Origin of the sequence: Antarctobacter aquimaris, from assembly GCF_900184945.1 — a bacterium.
GTDB lineage: Bacteria > Pseudomonadota > Alphaproteobacteria > Rhodobacterales > Rhodobacteraceae > Maliponia > Maliponia aquimaris.
Genome location: NZ_FXYF01000001.1, coordinates 452,176 through 468,165, shown reverse-complemented (window position 1 = coordinate 468,165; position 15,990 = coordinate 452,176). Strand labels below are relative to the sequence as shown.

Annotated in this window: 16 protein-coding genes; 4 read left to right on the top strand and 12 right to left on the bottom strand. The window is 68.9% G+C overall.

Going from position 1 to position 15,990, the window contains the following annotated elements:
* Positions 1-4 precede the first annotated feature (4 nt).
* Together MAA8898_RS02110 and cueR are read left to right on the top strand one after the other, a co-directional pair.
* Positions 5-2,473: a heavy metal translocating P-type ATPase gene (locus MAA8898_RS02110; protein ID WP_094019298.1), complete on the top strand. Its 2,469-nt coding sequence runs from the start codon at positions 5-7 to the stop codon at positions 2,471-2,473.
* Positions 2,470-2,865: a Cu(I)-responsive transcriptional regulator gene (gene cueR, locus MAA8898_RS02105; protein WP_094019297.1), complete on the top strand. Its 396-nt coding sequence runs from the start codon at positions 2,470-2,472 to the stop codon at positions 2,863-2,865. The genes MAA8898_RS02110 and cueR overlap by 4 nt, the downstream gene beginning before the upstream one ends.
* Before the next feature lie 9 nt (positions 2,866-2,874).
* Here the strand turns inward: cueR and MAA8898_RS02100 are convergent, their stop codons facing one another.
* The 7 genes from MAA8898_RS02100 to MAA8898_RS02070 form a co-directional block, all read right to left on the bottom strand.
* Positions 2,875-3,582, bottom strand: coding sequence for a GntR family transcriptional regulator (locus MAA8898_RS02100; RefSeq protein ID WP_094019296.1), 708 nt, complete (start codon positions 3,580-3,582; stop codon positions 2,875-2,877).
* A 47-nt stretch (positions 3,583-3,629) separates the two neighbouring features.
* The gene (locus MAA8898_RS02095) at positions 3,630-3,995 is read right to left on the bottom strand and encodes a DUF4189 domain-containing protein (RefSeq protein ID WP_094019295.1); all 366 of its coding nucleotides are present in this window, start codon (positions 3,993-3,995) and stop codon (positions 3,630-3,632) included.
* Positions 3,996-4,099: 104 nt separating this feature from the next.
* The gene (locus tag MAA8898_RS02090; protein ID WP_094019294.1) at positions 4,100-4,573 is read right to left on the bottom strand and encodes a copper chaperone PCu(A)C; all 474 of its coding nucleotides are present in this window, start codon (positions 4,571-4,573) and stop codon (positions 4,100-4,102) included.
* The gene (locus tag MAA8898_RS02085; RefSeq protein ID WP_094019293.1) at positions 4,570-5,883 is read right to left on the bottom strand and encodes an FtsX-like permease family protein; all 1,314 of its coding nucleotides are present in this window, start codon (positions 5,881-5,883) and stop codon (positions 4,570-4,572) included. The genes MAA8898_RS02090 and MAA8898_RS02085 overlap by 4 nt, the downstream gene beginning before the upstream one ends.
* Positions 5,880-6,554: an ABC transporter ATP-binding protein gene (locus MAA8898_RS02080; protein ID WP_094019292.1), complete on the bottom strand. Its 675-nt coding sequence runs from the start codon at positions 6,552-6,554 to the stop codon at positions 5,880-5,882. The genes MAA8898_RS02085 and MAA8898_RS02080 overlap by 4 nt, the downstream gene beginning before the upstream one ends.
* Before the next feature lie 144 nt (positions 6,555-6,698).
* Positions 6,699-7,298, bottom strand: coding sequence for a 2-dehydro-3-deoxy-6-phosphogalactonate aldolase (locus tag MAA8898_RS02075; RefSeq protein ID WP_094019291.1), 600 nt, complete (start codon positions 7,296-7,298; stop codon positions 6,699-6,701).
* Positions 7,295-8,200 (bottom strand): 2-dehydro-3-deoxygalactonokinase, encoded by a 906-nt coding sequence (locus MAA8898_RS02070; protein ID WP_094019290.1) that lies wholly within the window; start codon positions 8,198-8,200, stop codon positions 7,295-7,297. Before MAA8898_RS02070 ends, MAA8898_RS02075 begins: the two co-directional genes overlap by 4 nt.
* A 157-nt stretch (positions 8,201-8,357) precedes the next feature.
* Between MAA8898_RS02070 and MAA8898_RS02065 the strand changes: the two genes are divergently transcribed.
* The gene (locus tag MAA8898_RS02065; RefSeq protein WP_217900474.1) at positions 8,358-9,119 is read left to right on the top strand and encodes an SDR family oxidoreductase; all 762 of its coding nucleotides are present in this window, start codon (positions 8,358-8,360) and stop codon (positions 9,117-9,119) included.
* Between the two features lie 9 nt (positions 9,120-9,128).
* Here MAA8898_RS02065 and MAA8898_RS02060 read toward each other — a convergent pair whose 3' ends face one another.
* Complete coding sequence (locus MAA8898_RS02060; RefSeq protein WP_094019469.1) at positions 9,129-9,596, bottom strand: DM13 domain-containing protein; 468 nt, start codon at positions 9,594-9,596, stop codon at positions 9,129-9,131.
* 188 nt (positions 9,597-9,784) lie between these two features.
* On the opposite strand from MAA8898_RS02060, the gene MAA8898_RS02055 reads away from it, so the two are divergent.
* Positions 9,785-10,504 carry a hydratase gene (locus tag MAA8898_RS02055; protein WP_094019289.1) on the top strand — a complete coding sequence of 240 codons (720 nt, stop codon included), beginning with the start codon at positions 9,785-9,787 and terminating at the stop codon, positions 10,502-10,504.
* 811 nt (positions 10,505-11,315) lie between these two features.
* On the opposite strand, the gene MAA8898_RS02050 is transcribed toward MAA8898_RS02055, so the two are convergent.
* From MAA8898_RS02050 to MAA8898_RS02035, 4 genes are all read right to left on the bottom strand, one after another.
* On the bottom strand, positions 11,316-12,017 hold the full coding sequence (locus MAA8898_RS02050) for an ABC transporter ATP-binding protein (RefSeq protein WP_094019288.1): 702 nt from the start codon (positions 12,015-12,017) through the stop codon (positions 11,316-11,318).
* Positions 12,010-12,786, bottom strand: coding sequence for an ABC transporter ATP-binding protein (locus tag MAA8898_RS02045; protein ID WP_094019287.1), 777 nt, complete (start codon positions 12,784-12,786; stop codon positions 12,010-12,012). The genes MAA8898_RS02050 and MAA8898_RS02045 overlap by 8 nt, the downstream gene beginning before the upstream one ends.
* Positions 12,783-14,645 (bottom strand): ABC transporter permease, encoded by a 1,863-nt coding sequence (locus MAA8898_RS02040; RefSeq protein WP_094019286.1) that lies wholly within the window; start codon positions 14,643-14,645, stop codon positions 12,783-12,785. Before MAA8898_RS02040 ends, MAA8898_RS02045 begins: the two co-directional genes overlap by 4 nt.
* 128 nt (positions 14,646-14,773) lie before the next feature.
* Positions 14,774-15,979 (bottom strand): ABC transporter substrate-binding protein, encoded by a 1,206-nt coding sequence (locus tag MAA8898_RS02035; RefSeq protein ID WP_094019285.1) that lies wholly within the window; start codon positions 15,977-15,979, stop codon positions 14,774-14,776.
* Positions 15,980-15,990: the final 11 nt, after the last annotated feature.

The window sequence follows — 15,990 nt, the reverse complement described above, 5'->3', positions numbered from 1 at the left end:
ACTCATGACTCAGATGCGTTTCGAAGTGACCGGAATGACCTGCGGCGGCTGTGCCGGACGGGCGCAACGTGCCTTGCAGGCTGTCGAGGGCGTGACCGAGGCCAGCGTCAACCTTGCCACTCGCACCGCGCAGGTCGACAGCGGCGTCGGTGCCGAGGCGCTGCAATCGGCACTGAAGACCGCCGGCTATCCGGCCGCCGAATCGCGTGTCCGCCTGGAGATCGAAGGGATGAGTTGCGCCTCCTGCGTCGGCCGGGTGGAAAAGGCGCTGGCCGCCGTGCCCGGCGTGCTGGAGGCGCGGGTGAACCTGACCGCGCAGAGCGCCGATGTGCGCATCCTGTCGGGCAGCGTGACGCCCGAGGCGCTGGCCGAGACCGTCACCGGGGCCGGCTATCCCGCGACCCCGGTGATGGGGGATGCCGCGCCGGACGCAGGCGAACGCCAGGCCGCCGAGGCCGCGGCCTTTCGCCGTGACGCGCTGATCGCCGGGGCGCTGACCCTGCCGGTATTCCTGGGCGAGATGGGCGGCCACCTGGTCCCGGCGCTGCATCACTGGATCATGGCCACGCTGGGCCAGGGCCTGTGGTGGTCGGTGCAGTTCGTGCTGACGACGCTGGTGCTGATCGGGCCAGGGCGGCGGTTCTTCCGCATCGGCCTGCCGCTGCTGGCCAAGGGCGCGCCGGACATGAACTCGCTGGTGGCGCTCGGCACGCTGGCGGCCTGGGTCTATTCGACCATCGCGCTGTTTGCCCCCGCGCTGTTGCCCGACAGCGCCCGCGCCGTCTATTTCGAGGCGGCAGCGGTGATCGTGACGCTGATCCTCGTCGGCCGCTGGCTGGAGGCGCGCGCCAAGGGCCGCACCGGCGCGGCCATCCGCCACCTGCTGGACCTGCGCCCCGAGGTGGCCCGCGTGGAGCGCGACGGCAGCACCGTCGAGGTCGCCTTTGCCGAGCTGCGCAAGGGCGACATCCTCCAGGTACGCCCCGGTGAACGCATCGCCACCGATGGCGTGGTGCTGACCGGCCGCTCCTTTGTCGAGGAGAGCATGGTGACGGGTGAACCCGCGCCGGTAGAGAAATCCGAGGGCGCGCAGGTCATCGGCGGCACGGTGAACGGCGCGGGCGCGCTGCGTGTTCAGGCGCAGGCCGTGGGGGCCGACACCGTGCTGGCGCGCATCGTCGCGCTGGTGGAACAGGCGCAGGGCGCGAAACTGCCGATCCAGGCGCTGGCGGACAAGGTGGTGTTGTGGTTCGTGCCAGCGGTGCTGGCGGTTGCCGCGGTGACGGTGCTGGCCTGGCTGGTGTTCGGGCCGGGGCTGACCTTTGCGCTGGTGGCCGGGGTGTCGGTGCTGATCATCGCCTGCCCCTGCGCGATGGGCCTTGCGACGCCGGTCTCGATCATGGTGGGCACCGGCCGCGCCGCCGAACTGGGCGTGCTGTTCCGCAAGGGCGAGGCGCTGCAACGGCTGGAGGACGTGCGCGTCATGGCCTTTGACAAGACCGGCACGCTGACCGAGGGCAAGCCCGCCTTGGTGCGGTCGGTCGCAGCACCTGGGTTCGTGGCTGATGAGGTGCTACGCATCGCCGCCAGTGCCGAGCAAGGCTCCGAACATCCGATCGCCCGCGCGCTGGAGGCGGCGGCAGGTGAGGTGCCTGCGGCCGAGAGTGTCGAGGCCGTGCCCGGCAACGGCCTGCGCGCGGTGGTCGAGGGGCGCAAGGTGCTGGTCGGGCACGCCCGCTTTCTGGCGCGTGAAGGGCTGGACATGGCCGCGCTGTCGGACACACTGGCCGAGATGGAGCGCGCAGCACAAACCCCCGTGGTGGTGGCCATCGACGGGAAGCTGGCCGGCGCCTTTGCCGTGGCCGACCGGATCAAGCCGGGCGCGCGCGCCGCCGTGGCGGCGCTGAAACAGGCGGGTGTCCAGGTGGCCATGATCTCGGGCGATTCGCGTGCCGTGGCCCGCGCCATCGCCGATGAACTGGGCATCGACCACGTCGAAGCCGAGGTGCTGCCCGAAGGCAAGGTCGATGCCGTCCGCCACCTGCGCGAGGAATTCGGCGCGGTCGCCTTTGTCGGTGACGGCATCAACGACGCCCCCGCCCTGGCCGAGGCCGAGGTGGGCCTGGCCATCGGCACCGGCACCGATGTCGCCATCGAAAGCGCCGACGTGGTGCTGTCCTCCGGCGCGGTGGCGGGCGCGGTCAATGCCCTGCACGTCAGCCGCAACGTGATGCGCAACATCCGGCAAAACCTGGTCTGGGCCTTTGGCTACAACGTGGCGCTGATCCCTGTGGCCGCCGGGGTGCTCTACCCTGTCACCGGGCTGATGCTGTCGCCGATGCTGGCGGCGGGGGCCATGGCGCTGTCCTCGGTCTTTGTGCTGACCAACGCGCTGCGGCTGCGCGGGATGCAGGGTTCGCTGGACGAACCCGCCGCCCAAGCCACAGCCACCCAGAAGGAGGCCCTCGCATGAACATCGGAGAGGTGGCCGACCGCGCGGGCCTGCCCGCCAAGACGATCCGCTACTACGAGGAAATCGGCCTGGTGCGGCCGCCGCGCGACGCCAACGGCTATCGCGCCTTCCGCGAGACCGACCTGCACAAACTGGCCTTTCTCGCCCGCGCCCGCGCACTGGGCTTTTCCATCGAGGACTGCCGCGTCCTGCTGGCGCTTTACGAAGACGACCGCCGCGCCAGCGCCGACGTCAAGCGCGTGGCCGAGGAACACCTGGCCCGGATCGACGAAAAGATCGCCCAGTTGCAGGGGATGCGGACGACACTGTCCTCGCTGGTGCATGCCTGCCACGGCGACGACCGGCCCGATTGTCCGATCCTGCAGGACCTCGCGGCACAGGACGCGGACTGAGCGGCGCGCTCAGACCTGCGGCACCGGCGCGATGTCGTGCGGTACCGGGTCGGGGGTCAGCGCGCGGGTGATCTCATCCTGCGACAGTGACCAATGCGCCAGCGCCACGGCGACTGCCTCTTCGGGGTCCTGCGACTCGATGGCGACAATCAGCGCCTCGTGCTGTTGCAGGGCCTTCTTCAGCAGCTTGCGCGCCTTCTTGGTCTCGGGGCGGTACAGCCCCTGCCCCAGTCGCGTGAGATCGACCAGCATCCGGTCCAGCGCCTGCGCCAGGTAGGCGTTGCCGGCCATCTCGCCGACCAGCGTGTGAAACCCGTGATCCTCCAGCGCGGCACGCGGCGCATCCTCGGCCGCGATGGCCTGCGCCAGGGCCCGTTGCACGGATTTCAGTGCCGCGATCTGCCCGGCCGTGCGGTTCTGCGCCGCAAGCCGCGCAGTGCCGGCCAGGATCAGCGGCGCCGCCTGGAACAACCCGCGCAGGACCTCTGTGTCCAGTGCCGCCACCCGCGTGCCCCGGTTTGACTGCAGGCTCAGGTAGCCCTGCCCGGCCAGCGCCCGGAACACCTCGCGCAGCGGCGTGCGCGACAGGCCATAGTCGCCGGCCAGCCGGGTTTCGTCCAGCTCTGCCCCAGGCGCCAGGTCACCGCGCAGGATGCGGGCCCTCAGGTCCTCCCGGCAGAGCGTCTTTTTCGGCGGCGCGGCGGTGTCATTCGGCATGCTTCATGCATACCGCATGCATACACCTCGCGACAACCCGCGCCGGATCAGCGCGAGCAGGCCCAGACCGCCGTGCGGCACCCGCCCGAACGCGTGTACTGGGCGCAGGTCTGGGTGGCATAATACTCGGCCAGTTCCCGTGTATCGCCCCAGCCCGAGCCCCAGGCCCCGTCCGCCGCCTGCGCGATGGCGCCGCAGGCGTTCACGAAGGTGTAGGTCGAATTGCAGCTGGGACATTCGGCATACATGCGGTTCAGCGCGCCGTTCTCCGAGCTGTAGTTGAACGAATAGCCCGCCGCGCCGTGCGGCCCGATCCCGACCGCGCCCCAGCAGTTGGCATAGCCACACGACCCGGCCTGCGCCGCCGACCCAAGCGCCAGAACCGCAATCAATCCCGCAAACAAACGTTTCATTTCTTAATCTCCAGGTGTTCGTGGACATGAGAATAGCAGATGACAGGAAAATACGGCGGAAATTCGCCGATGCCAGTCTGGAGATCCAGACCATGCGCCCGGGGTCAGTGCGCGTGGTTGGCGTGGCTGTGGGCGCGGGCGTCCTCCGGCTCGATCATCACCTCCAGCGCGATGTCCCCGGCCGAGGTCCGCAGGATCACGTCCCAGTGCCCGCCCTCGACCAGCGGCGCGGTCAGCCCGTCAAAGCGGATGGCCAGCCCGTCAGGGGCAAAGTCGATGTGCCCGCCGGGGGCCACCGGGATCGCCGGGAGGGGATCGAACCCCATCTCGCCCGCCTTCATGCGAAAGCCGACAATCTGCCCCTCGGCACCCTCCGGCAGGCGGGCGCCGAGGATCTCGACCACCTCCGCCCCCTCGTTGTGCACCTCCATGAACAGCGCCGCGTGGTCGTGGCGGGTGGCATTGGCCCAGGGATGCAGGATCTCCAGCCCGCCGAGGCCAAAGACATGGCGCTGGTCGCTCTCTTCCGCCAGCACGGGCGCGGCACACAGGATCAGGGCGGACAGCAGTCGTTTCATTTCTGCAGGTTCTCCACGATGGGGCGCAGCAGGACGGCCAGCGCCGGGACAAGTGACAGCATTGAGGTGAAGGACAAAAAGGCCAGCGCCAGCGTGACCTCGTCCCAGGTGATGGTGGCGGTGACCAGGATGTCGGTCCGCGCGGTCACGATCCGCGACAGCGCCGACGCCGCGGCAAGGCCCAGCGCCAGCCCCAGCGCCGTGCCCGCCGCCAGCAGCGCGACGCCGTAGCCCCAGACCACCGCCATGACAAAACGGCGCGGCGCGCCCAGCGCGCGCAGCATGGCCAGCTGCCGTTGGAACAGCCGCGACAGGATGAACAGCCCCAGCAGAACCGAGGCCGCCACCAACCCCTGCGTCACGGTCGACATTACCTGCATGGCCTGCCGCACGTCACCCATGACGCGGTAGAGATCGGCCAGCACCGTGCCGGGGAAAAACGCCATGCTTTGCCCCGCCTCGGTGAACTCGGCGCGCAGCGCGTAGTTGGCCCAGAGCTCATTCGCACGGACGATGACCGCCGGGGTGCCGGGAAACAGCGCCGGGTCAAAGGGCGGGCCGATCCGGTCGCCGTCCTCGAAGGGATGGCCATTGGCGAGGCCATGCACCTCCCAGACGGTTTCGAGCGGGATCAGGATCGCCCGGTCCCAGGGCGTTCCGGTGCGTCCCATGCGGCCCACCACCTCGATCTGAAACCCGTCGTGCGCGTCGTCCTCTGCCGCGCTGCCCGTACCGTGGGCGGGGGTGAACCGCGCGCCGATCTCCAGCGCCATGGCCGCACCGATCACCGCCTCGCCCGAGCGCTGGAACAGCCGCCCCTCGATCCGGCCGTCCGACAGGTGGATCACAAAATCGGCGATGGTGCCGACCACCGGCGCACCGTCGTAGCTGTCGCCAAAGGCGATGGGCGCGGCAATCTGCACCCGCTCATGACTTGCGATCCGGTCATAGGCGGCGCCGTCCAGCAGCGGCACGGCGGAGGGTTGCAGGAACACCGCCGCCAGCATCATGGTCAGCTCGGACCCCGGCGCGGACACCACCAGGTCGAACTTGTCCGCCGCCTGCGCGCTGCCGACACGCAGGCCGCGCTCCTGCGCGATCAGGCCGATGCCCATGCCGGTCGACACCGCGATCAGCAACACGAACATCAGGTTCGCCCAGCGGAACCGCCACAGCAGCGCGCCCACCAGCGGCCAGGGCCGGAACCCGCGCAGCAGCACCAGCGCCATGACCAGCAGCGGCAGCAGCAGCGCCAGTGCAACCAGCAGGTCCTGCGCCAACACCGGCAGGCTGTCCCACAGCGCGCTCATGTGGTGCCTCCGTCGCTCAGGACGCCATCCTCGATGGTCAGCACGCGGTCCATGCGGTCCAGCAGGTGGCTGTCGTGGCTGACCGCGATCAGCGTCTTGCCGGTCTGGCGGACCAGCGCGGTCAGGTCCTCGATCAGCCGGTCGGCCGAGGGGCGGTCAAGGCTGGCGGTCGGCTCGTCCGCCAGCAGGATCGACGGGTTGGTGGCCAGCGCGCGGGCCACCGCCACCCGCTGCCGTTCCCCGCCGGAAAAACTGGCCACCGCCCGCCGGTCCTCCGGCACCTTCAGGCGGTCCAGGCTTGCGGCGGCGCGCGCCTGCACGTCGGCCCGCACCCGCTGCGGCGCGAACAGGGCGGCCAGCCCGGCATTGCCCAGCGGCGAAAGCTCGTCGAACAGCAGGAAGTCCTGAAAGATCATGCCCATCCGCGCCGCCCGAAACCCCGCGCGGCCCTCCGCCGACAGCGCGCCAAGGTCGGTGCCGCCCCAGCGCACCGCACCCCGGAACGCGACCAGCCCGCTCAGCGCGTGCAGAAAGGTCGACTTTCCCGCACCCGACGGCCCCCGCACCCCCACCAGCGCACCGCCCGGCACCTCCAGCCGCGCAACGGACAGCAGCCGCCGCCCCCTGGGCGCGGCGACCTCCAACCCGGTGACGGACAGCGGCAGCGCCATGCCTCTCAGGCTCTTTCGTGCGTAGCGCCCACCCGACCGAAGGCGGGCGCGGACGACCGGAGGCCAGGAAAGGTGCAACGGCGCATGGCGGGTTCCCTCATGTGGACGGTCCGAACACCTGGGTGATGTAGGCGCTGCAGCGCCTCAGACCATGTCCCAGGCCGCGACCAGCTCGGCCGCGCGGGCGGCGATCTCGGCCACCGGGCGGCCTGGCTTGTACAGCTGCGAGCCGATGCCAAAGCCGGTAATCCCCGCCTTGCGCCAGGCGGCGAAATCCTCGGGGCCGACCCCGCCCACCGCGTAGGTGCGGGCCTCTGACGGCAGAACCGCCTTGAGCGCCGCATAGCCGTCGAGGCCCAGCTTGAACGCAGGAAAGAACTTCAGCCCGTCCGCGCCGTTGCGCAGCGCGGTAAAGGCCTCGGTCGCGGTAAAGACGCCGGGATAGGAGAGCATCCCGGCCTGTTTCGCCGCCACGATCACGCGCGGGTTGCAGTCGGGCGACACCACCATGCCCGCGCCGATCTGCTGCAACCGGCCCACGTCGGCCGGGTCCAGCACCGTCCCCGCGCCCACCACCGCGCGCGCGCCGCAATGGCGCACCATGCGGCCGATGCTGTCGAACGGCTGCGGCGAATTCAGCGGCACCTCGATCAGGGTGATCCCGGCCTCCAGCAAGGCTTCGGCGACCGGCTCGGCCTCGGGCGGGGTCAGGCCGCGCAGGATGGCGATGATCTCTCGGGTCATGTGTGGTTCCTCATGTGGCGCATGGCGGCGGTCAGCCCGGCCAGCGTGATGTCCTCGGTCGGCAACAGGCGCGCGGTGACGCCCTGCGCGGCCAGCGCGGCCTGGTAGGCGCGCGCCATCGCGCCCTCGCCCAGCACCGCCACCTGCTGGCCCAGCCAGTAGGGCCGCGCGGCGGCCAGTTCGGCGCCGATCAGCAGGCCGGACAGCCGCGCCCGGCAGACCGCCGGGCCGGTCCCGTGCAACAGCGAGTCCGCCCGCAGGCCGAACAGCGCCCCGGCCAGCGTCGCGGGGCGCGACAGCGTGTCGGCCGCCGCCTCGGCAAAGGCGGCCTCGTCCCAGCCCTCGCCCGCCAGCGAATGCCGCAGCACTGACTGGCCGCCGATCAGCGCGAACAGCTCGCCGGTCATGAAGGTGCGGAACGACACCAGTTCGCGCGCGCTGAGGTGCACCCACTTGGTATGCGTCCCGGGCAGGCAGAGCACCCCGTCAAAGCCCGACTCCCGCGCCAGGAAGCCGCCGATCTGGGTCTCTTCGCCGCGCATGACGTCGGCCGGGCGGTCCTGCCGCACGCCGGGCAGGATGGTGACCTCAAGGCGCGGATCGGCAGTGGGCACGCGCACGCCGGTGACGGGTGGTGCGCAGGGCACGGCGACATAGGGCGCCTCGGCCCAGCCCTGCCGCGCGCCGGCCATGCCGCAGACCACGACCGGGACCGGCCTCTCGGGCAGGTGCGCGCCGATCAGCTCCAGCAGCACCGGCTCGAACTCGGCCCTTGTCAGCCGGCCCATGCCGCGATCGGACTCGAACCGCTGCAATGGACGGTCGTCGCCGGACATTGCCCATGCGCGCAGGTTGGACGTGCCCCAGTCCACGGCGATCCATGATATCGGCTGTGTCGGCATGTCCGGCCCTTCGCGCGTTCGTTCCGCCCCCAGAAACAGCCTCGCGCCGCTCTTGGCAAGGCCCGCCGCGGCCCGGTGGGCGTGTCGGGGCGGACGGGTTGACATCGCGCACCGTATCAGCGCGCTATCGGGGACAAAAGACAGTCGGAGGATCCCCATGCAGCTCTTTTCCCTCGCCGGCCGGCGCGCGCTGGTCACAGGCTCGTCGCAGGGCATCGGCCTGGCGCTGGCGCGGGGTCTCGCCCAGGCGGGCGCGGCGGTCGTGCTGAACGGCCGCGACACCGCCAAGCTGGCCGACGCCGCCGCCGCGCTGCGCGCCGAAGGGCACGAGGTGGCGGAACTGCCGTTCGACGCCACCGACCATGACGCCGTGCGCGCCGCCGTGGACGGCTTTGAGTCCACGCAGGGCGCGATCGACATCCTGGTGAACAACGCCGGAATGCAGCACCGCACCCCGCTGGAGGATTTCCCGGCGGAGATGTTCGAAAAGCTGCTCCAGACCAACGTCGCCAGCGTGTTCCACGTCGGCCAGGCCTGCGCGCGGCACATGATTTCGCGCGGGCGCGGCAAGATCATCAACATCGCCTCGGTGCAGACCGCGCTGGCCCGCCCCGGCATCGCCCCCTACACCACGACCAAGGGCGCGGTCGGCAACCTGACCAAGGGCATGGCGACCGACTGGGCAAAACATGGCCTGCAATGCAACGCCATCGCGCCGGGCTATTTCGACACCCCGCTGAACGCCGCGCTGGTCAACGACCCGGCGTTTTCGGCCTGGCTGGAGAAACGCACCCCCGCCGGCCGCTGGGGCAAGGTCGAGGAACTGGTGGGTGCCTGCATCTTCCTGTCGTCCGAGGCGTCGAGCTTTGTCAACGGGCACATCCTCTACGTCGACGGCGGGATCACGGCCTCGCTCTGAGGTCGCGCCTCAGCGGTACTGCGCCGAGGTGATGAACTCGCCAAAGGCCTCGCACCAGATCAGCACCGTGGTATAGTCCTCGATGTTCACGCCCTCGGGGATCCTGACCACCGCGCCGCCAAAGCTCCTGACCTCGCCGACCTGGACCGAGGACGCCTTGAGCGGCAGGAACTCGTCCTCGTGCTCGACGTAGGCGGGCACGAGGTACATGCGGTAGTCGGGTCCGGGGGCCAGCTTGCCCTCGTGCACGATCATGGTGGCGCTCAGGCTGACGATCCCCTCGCCCCAGTGCAGGAAATCGCTGCCGCGCCGGTCACGGGTAGAGCTCGCGGTATAGGTCGCATCCCGCGCCATCTGCTGCAACTCCGCTGCATCGGGCGAGGCGGGGGCCGTCAGGATCGGCAAGAGGTAGATGCCAAGGGCAAAGCCTGTCCCGACACAGGCCGCGTGGCTGACGATCAGAAAGAACCGGCGCATCTTCAACTCCCCCCCTTGTGAATGGGGACGAGGATGGCAGGGCGGGACCACGGTGCAACCCTAAATCGCCTGGGCGAGGGCACGCCGCGCTGGACAGGCGCGCGGCTTTGGCAAAGATGGCAAGGCGCCAGGCCGTTGCCGGGACCGCGCCCCCGCAAGGGGCAACGACGACACGGAAAGGACCGCCGATGACACTTGCCCAGACCTTTGCAGATGCCCTGATCGAGGCGCACCGCAGCGGCACCCGCGCCGATGCCGCCGCGCTCCAGGCCCCGGACTACGCGCAGGCGCTTGAGATCCAGCGCCGCGTGCAGGCCACGCTGGGCCCGGTGGGCGGCTTCAAGGTCGGCACCCGGCCCGAGGGCGCGCCGATGATGGCCCCGATCAGCGCCGCCAAGGTGGCCCGCTCCGGCGCCGCCCGGACCGTCAACGGCCGGATGGGGATCGAACTGGAGGTCGGGCTGGAGCTGCTGACGGACCCCGTGCCGGACATGATGGCAAACCCGCAGCGCCACTTCCGACCCTGCGTGTTGATCGAGATCGTCGACACCCGGCTGACCGGGGCGGATGACAACGCGGCGATGAAACTGGCCGACATGCAGATCAACGACGGGATGGTCGTCGGCCCGGCGCTGGACGATTGGGACGGCAGCGATTTCGGCACAGCCACCGCGCGCCTGACCTGCGGCGAAACCACGGTGGTCGACGGCCCGGTCTCCGTTCCCGGCGGCTCCGCGCTGAAGAACCTCGCGCTGCTGCTGGACAATCTCGGCGACCACTGCGGCGGGCTGGCGAAAGGCCAGATCGTGATCACCGGGTCGGTGTCGGGCCTGGCCTGGTTCCCCGCCGGCACCGACGTCGATGGCTGGATCGAAGGGCTTGGCGCAGTCTCCTGCCGCCTCGTCTGACCCGGCCCGCGCCAGCTCCCGCGTGGTCTTGCCGGATCGGCCCGCGTTCGGCACATGCGGCGACATACAGCAGGCGACCGGAACGAAGTGAATATCCATGCGTCATGCCCCCATGCGGTCTCATCTCACCTGCGCGCGGCAGTCCCTTTTGACATGGAAGGCAATCCGGTGCCCGGTTCGGGTCACGAGAGGAAATGGCATACCATCCGCGCGGACTCGCGCAACCGCATGACCGGCTGCACCCCGGAGTCCCCGCAGGAGGGGTTTGGGGCCACCGGCTGGCCGGTCCGCACACTGTTGCGCGGCCAGGGCGCCCCCGTTGGCGGGGCCACGCAGCGATCCAGGCGCCTTGGGTCGCCACCACCTCGCGCGACTGGAGATTGTCGAAGGCTTTGGCGGGGCGCTCGGCGATGCCGTCCGACATGCGCCGTGCCAGGCACGTCGGCGCCGGCGTGGTGCCGATGACAAAGACCGCCACCAGCAGCACCAGCCCCCAAGAGCGCCGCAATCGGCGGGTCGTTCAGGCCCCTGACGTGGTGCAGCGCCTTGATCGGCGGGCCCCGCTCAGAGCGTCATCGGCTAGACGAACCGCTCCGTCCACGCGCCGATTGGCGGCGACAAAGGTCCCGTCGCGCGTATGGATCGGCACACCTGCAACGTAGTCCGAGCCCCGACTTGGGAGCACCGCATGCGCTCCATAGGCACAGCGGCGGCGCGCAGGACCGGCATGCCAGATATGTCTCGTAGCCTTGTCGGCGTGGGAGGGGCCGAACCGGTCTTGCGGCGCACCAGCGCCCCGATGGCTCGCCTGTCACACCGAAAGATAGGCGTCGCGGATCTCGGGGTGGGCTTTCAGCTTGGCCAGGGTGCCGTAGAATTTCTGCGCCCCGCCTTCGATGATCACCGCCACGTCGGCCACGGCGCGGGCGAAATGCAGGTTCTGTTCGGACAGCAGCACCGTCAGCCCCTCGGATTTCAGTTGCAGGATCACGCGGGCCATCTGTTCGACGATCACCGGGGCGATGCCTTCGCTGGGTTCGTCCAGCAGCACGAAGCTGGGGTTGCCCATCAGCGTGCGGGCGATGGTCAGCATCTGCTGCTCGCCGCCCGACATCTCCTTGCCGCGGTTGTTGCGCCGCTCGGCCAGGTTGGGAAACAGGTCAAAGAGCATGTCGCGGGTCCAGGTCACGGTCCCGTCGCGCGGCGGCTGGCGCCCGACCTCGAGGTTTTCCAGCACCGTGAGATCGGTGAAGATGCGCCGGTCCTCGGGCACGTAACCCAGGCCCAGCTTGGCCACCCGATGCGGGGCGAGGCCCACCAGTTCCTTGCCCATGAAGCGGATCGAACCGCTGCGCGGCACGATCAGCTGCATGATGGATTTCATCGTCGTGGACTTGCCCGCGCCGTTGCGCCCCAGCAGCGCCGCCACCTGCCCGCGCTGGACGTCAAAGCTGAGATCGCTCAGCACCTGGGCCTTGCCGTAGAAACTGTTGACTGCCGCGATCTCAAGCATGGGCGTCCTCCCCGGCGTCGATCAGGGTGCCGCCACCCAGGTAGACCTCCTGCACGCGCGGATCGTTGCGGATATCCTCGACCGTGCCGTTGGCGATCAATCGGCCGCGGTTCAGCACCATGACCCGGTGGGCATGGGCAAAGACCACGTCCATGTCATGTTCGGTAAACAGCACGCTCACGCCCTGGTCGCGCACGATGTCGGCGGTCAACTGCATCAGGGCGATGCGCTCGCGCGGGGCCATGCCGGCGGTAGGTTCGTCCATCAGCAGCAGGCTGGGTTCATGCGCCAGCGCTATCGCCAGTTCCAGCCGCTTGAGATCGCCGTAGGCCAGCACCGCGCAATGCCGTTCGCCCTGGTCGGCCATGCCGACAAGCGCCAGCAGCTCCAGCGCCTTGTCCCGGAACAGCCGGTGCGCGTAGGGCAGGATAGAAAAGACCCGGTGGTGGTGCGAGATCAGCGCCATCTGGACGTTTTCGGCGACCGTCATCGAGGCATAGGTGCCGGTGATCTGAAAGGTCCGCCCCACCCCCAGGCGCCAGATCTGCCGCGGGCCGAGACCGGCCAGGTTCTGCCCGTTCAGCCAGACCGTGCCGGCGCTGGGTTTCAGCTGGCCCATCAGCATGTTGAAACAGGTGCTCTTGCCCGCGCCATTGGGGCCGATCATCGCCAGCAGCTCGCCCTTGTTCAGGGCAAAGGACACCTCCGACACGGCCTTGATCGCGCCAAAGGATTTCGACAGGCCCTTGGCCTCCAGAACAACCGTCATTTGCCGTCCTCCGCGCCGCGCAGCAGGCCCCAGCGTTCGCTCAGCTTGCGGGCGGTGCCGACCAGGCCATCGGGGGCGACGATCACCACCGCGATGATCAGCACGCCCAGTGCCAGGCGCCAGTATTCGAAGCGGGTCAGGATGTCCTTGGCCCCCTCCAGCGCGGCGCCGCCCACGACACCGCCTGCCAGCGTCTTGACCCCGCCCAGAAAGACCACGATCAGTGCATCAAAGCTGCGCGCGATCTCCAGCTCGTTGGGAAAGACGCTGCCCTTGGAAAAGACGAACAGCCCCCCCGCGACGCCCGCCATCGCGCCCGCCAGCGCAAAGGCCACCCATTGCACGCGCCTGGTGTCGATGCCTGTCGCCTCGGCCTGGCGCGCGCTGTCGCGGGCGGCGCGCAGCGCATAGCCAAAGGGCGAATGGGCGGCGTGGCGCAGGAAAAGAATGCCGCCCGTGCAGATCAACAGCGTCAGGTAGAAATAGACCATGGTCCCCGAGGCCCAGGCCGAGGGCCAGATGTTGACCAGCCCGTCATCGCCGCGCGTCACCTCGCCCCACTGGAACACGAGGCTCCACAGCAGCTGCGAAAAGGCCAGCGTCAGCATGGCGAAATAGACGCCCGTCAGCCGCAGGCAGACCCAGCCGATGATGATCGCGGCGAACCCCGCGCCCAGCGGCGCCAGCAGCATCGCCAGTTCCATCGGCGTTTCGGCATAGGTCACCAGAAGGGCCGCCACATAGGCCCCGCCGCCGAAAAAGGCCGCGTGGCCAAAGCTGACCAGACCGCCAAGGCCAAGGATGAAGTGCAGGCTGGCGGCGAACAGGCAGAAGATCAGGATATCCGTCGCCAGGACCAGCGCGAAGTTCGATCCGTAGAGCGGCAGCAGGGCCAGCAGCGCAAGGCCGGCCGCCACGATCATCCGGCCGCGCGGACCTGCCGGTTTGATCGGGCGTTCCGGCTCGCCCACCTGGCCATGCTCGCCGGCCACCTCGGGCCGGCCGAACAGGCCATAGGGCCGGATCATCAGCACCAGCACCATGATCACGAACATCAAGACCAGCGTGCTTTGCGGCATGTAGGTCACGCCGAACACGCCCAGGACCGAGATCAGCACGGCGGCCAGGTAGGCCCCCGGCAGGGACCCCATGCCGCCGATCACCACGACCACGAAGACCGCCGTGAGGATGTTGAAATCCATCAGCAGGTCCGCGCCGCCCTTGGGCAGTTGCAGCGCCCCGCCCAGGCCCGCCAGCGCGCAACCCAGGAAAAAGACGCCGGTGAACAGCCAGGACTGGTTGACGCCCAGCGCGCCCACCATCTCGCGGTCCTGCGTGGCGGCGCGCACCAGCACGCCGACGCGCGTGCGGGTGATCAGGTACCACAGCCCCAGCGCCACGAAAGGCGTGATCACGAGCAGGGCAAGATCGTATTTCGGCACCGGTTCGCCCAGGATCCGCACCACGCCGGTCAGGCCCGGCGCGCGCGGTCCCAGCACGTCTTCGGCCCCCCAGGTCATCAGGGTCAGGTCCTGGATCACCAGGATCACCCCGAACGTGGCGACAAGCTGGAACAGTTCGGGCGCGCGGTAGACCGGGCGCAGCACGCAGATTTCCACGATCACGCCGATCAGCCCAACGATCACCCCGGCCAGAACGATCGACCCCCAGAACCCGACGGACCCCGGCAGGACCTGCATCAGCGAATACCCGACATAGGCGCCCAGCATGTAGAACGACCCATGGGCGAAATTCACGATCCGGGTGACGCCGAAAATCAGCGACAGGCCCGAGGCGACCATGAACAGCGCGCCGGCATTGGCAAGCCCCGTCAGAAGCTGTGCGATGAAGAAACCCATGTGATTGGTCCTGGATGTCTTGGAGAATGCTCAGGCCGAAGCCGGGGTTGGCCTGGATGGCGAAACCCGCCAGCACAGCGCAACGCGGGCGGCAGACTGGCTGCCGCCCGCAATCATGTCGCGCAGGCTCAGTTGGCCGGGCGCAGCTTCATGACTTGCTCGTCGGAGGGCAGGTAATCGGCACCGTTCTTGTAAGTCCAATCCACCATCAGGCCCTTGCCGTCCTCCATCGCGATGGTGCCGACAAAGGCGCCCATCGTCGCCTGGTGGTCGATCGCGCGATAGGTGATCGGGCCGACGGGTGTATCCACTTCCAGCCCCTTGAAGGCCATCTTCAGCGCTTCGGTGTCGGTGCTTCCGGCCTTTTCCAGCGCGGCCGCGATGGATTGCACGGTCATGTACCCCACCAGCGATCCGATGCGCGGATAGTCGTTGTAGCGGGCCTGGTAGGCGTCGACAAAAGCCTTGTTGGAGGCGTCCGTCACGTCATACCAGGGATAGCCGGTGACGACCCAACCCACCGGCGCCTCATCGGCCAGGGGGTCAAGGTACTCGGGCTCGCCCGTCAGCATCCCGTAGACCTTGCGACCGTCGAACAGGCCCCGCGTGGTGCCTTCGCGCACGAATTTCGCAAGGTCGGTGCCGAAGGTCACGTTGAACACCGCGTCAGGCTTGCTGCGTTCCAGCGCCTGCACCTCGGCGCCGGCGTCGATCTTGAACAGGGCGGGCCACTGTTCGGTCACGAACTCCACCTCGGGCTTGAGCTGGGTCAGGACCGTCTTGAAGGCCTCGACCGCCTCCTTGCCGTAGGCATAGTTGGGCGCGATGGTGGCATAGCGGATCGCGTCGGACTTGGCGGCCTCTTCCGCCAGCATCGCGGCCTGCATGTAGGTCGATGTGCGCAGGCGGAAGGTGTAATCGTTGCCGCTGGCCCAGACGATGGAATCCGCCAGCGGTTCGGACGCGAGGTAGAGGTATTTCTTTTCGGCCGCCAGGGACGAGATCGCCAGCCCGACGTTGCTGAGAATGGTGCCAGTCAGCATCACCGCGCCATCGCGCGTCATCAGTTCCTCGGCGATCTTGATGGCCTCGCCGGGATCGCCCTGGTCGTCGCGGAAGATGAATTCCAGCGGCTTGCCTAGCACGCCGCCCGCGGCATTCACCTCGTCCAGCGCCAGTTCGATCCCCATCTTGTAGGGTTCGGCAAAGGCGGCCATGCGCTTGTAATGGTTGATCTCGCCGATCTTGATCGTGTCTTGTGCCAGGGCCGGAAGCCCCGTTAGGGCAAGCGCCGCAGCACCTGCCAGCCCTGTCAGAAACGTCTTGCGATGCATTGAGGTATCCT

Coding starts and splice junctions, on each gene's coding strand:
- MAA8898_RS02060 (WP_094019469.1), bottom strand. CDS start 9,596: ATGCGCCGGTTCTTTCTGATCGTCAGCCACGCGGCCTGTGTCGGGACA.
- MAA8898_RS02045 (WP_094019287.1), bottom strand. CDS start 12,786: ATGACGGTTGTTCTGGAGGCCAAGGGCCTGTCGAAATCCTTTGGCGCG.
- MAA8898_RS02095 (WP_094019295.1), bottom strand. CDS start 3,995: ATGAAACGTTTGTTTGCGGGATTGATTGCGGTTCTGGCGCTTGGGTCG.
- MAA8898_RS02110 (WP_094019298.1), top strand. CDS start 5: ATGACTCAGATGCGTTTCGAAGTGACCGGAATGACCTGCGGCGGCTGT.
- MAA8898_RS02100 (WP_094019296.1), bottom strand. CDS start 3,582: ATGCCGAATGACACCGCCGCGCCGCCGAAAAAGACGCTCTGCCGGGAG.
- MAA8898_RS02055 (WP_094019289.1), top strand. CDS start 9,785: ATGACACTTGCCCAGACCTTTGCAGATGCCCTGATCGAGGCGCACCGC.
- MAA8898_RS02080 (WP_094019292.1), bottom strand. CDS start 6,554: ATGGCGCTGCCGCTGTCCGTCACCGGGTTGGAGGTCGCCGCGCCCAGG.
- MAA8898_RS02065 (WP_217900474.1), top strand. CDS start 8,358: ATGCAGCTCTTTTCCCTCGCCGGCCGGCGCGCGCTGGTCACAGGCTCG.
- MAA8898_RS02075 (WP_094019291.1), bottom strand. CDS start 7,298: ATGACCCGAGAGATCATCGCCATCCTGCGCGGCCTGACCCCGCCCGAG.
- MAA8898_RS02050 (WP_094019288.1), bottom strand. CDS start 12,017: ATGCTTGAGATCGCGGCAGTCAACAGTTTCTACGGCAAGGCCCAGGTG.
- MAA8898_RS02040 (WP_094019286.1), bottom strand. CDS start 14,645: ATGGGTTTCTTCATCGCACAGCTTCTGACGGGGCTTGCCAATGCCGGC.
- MAA8898_RS02085 (WP_094019293.1), bottom strand. CDS start 5,883: ATGAGCGCGCTGTGGGACAGCCTGCCGGTGTTGGCGCAGGACCTGCTG.
- cueR (WP_094019297.1), top strand. CDS start 2,470: ATGAACATCGGAGAGGTGGCCGACCGCGCGGGCCTGCCCGCCAAGACG.
- MAA8898_RS02035 (WP_094019285.1), bottom strand. CDS start 15,979: ATGCATCGCAAGACGTTTCTGACAGGGCTGGCAGGTGCTGCGGCGCTT.
- MAA8898_RS02090 (WP_094019294.1), bottom strand. CDS start 4,573: ATGAAACGACTGCTGTCCGCCCTGATCCTGTGTGCCGCGCCCGTGCTG.
- MAA8898_RS02070 (WP_094019290.1), bottom strand. CDS start 8,200: ATGCCGACACAGCCGATATCATGGATCGCCGTGGACTGGGGCACGTCC.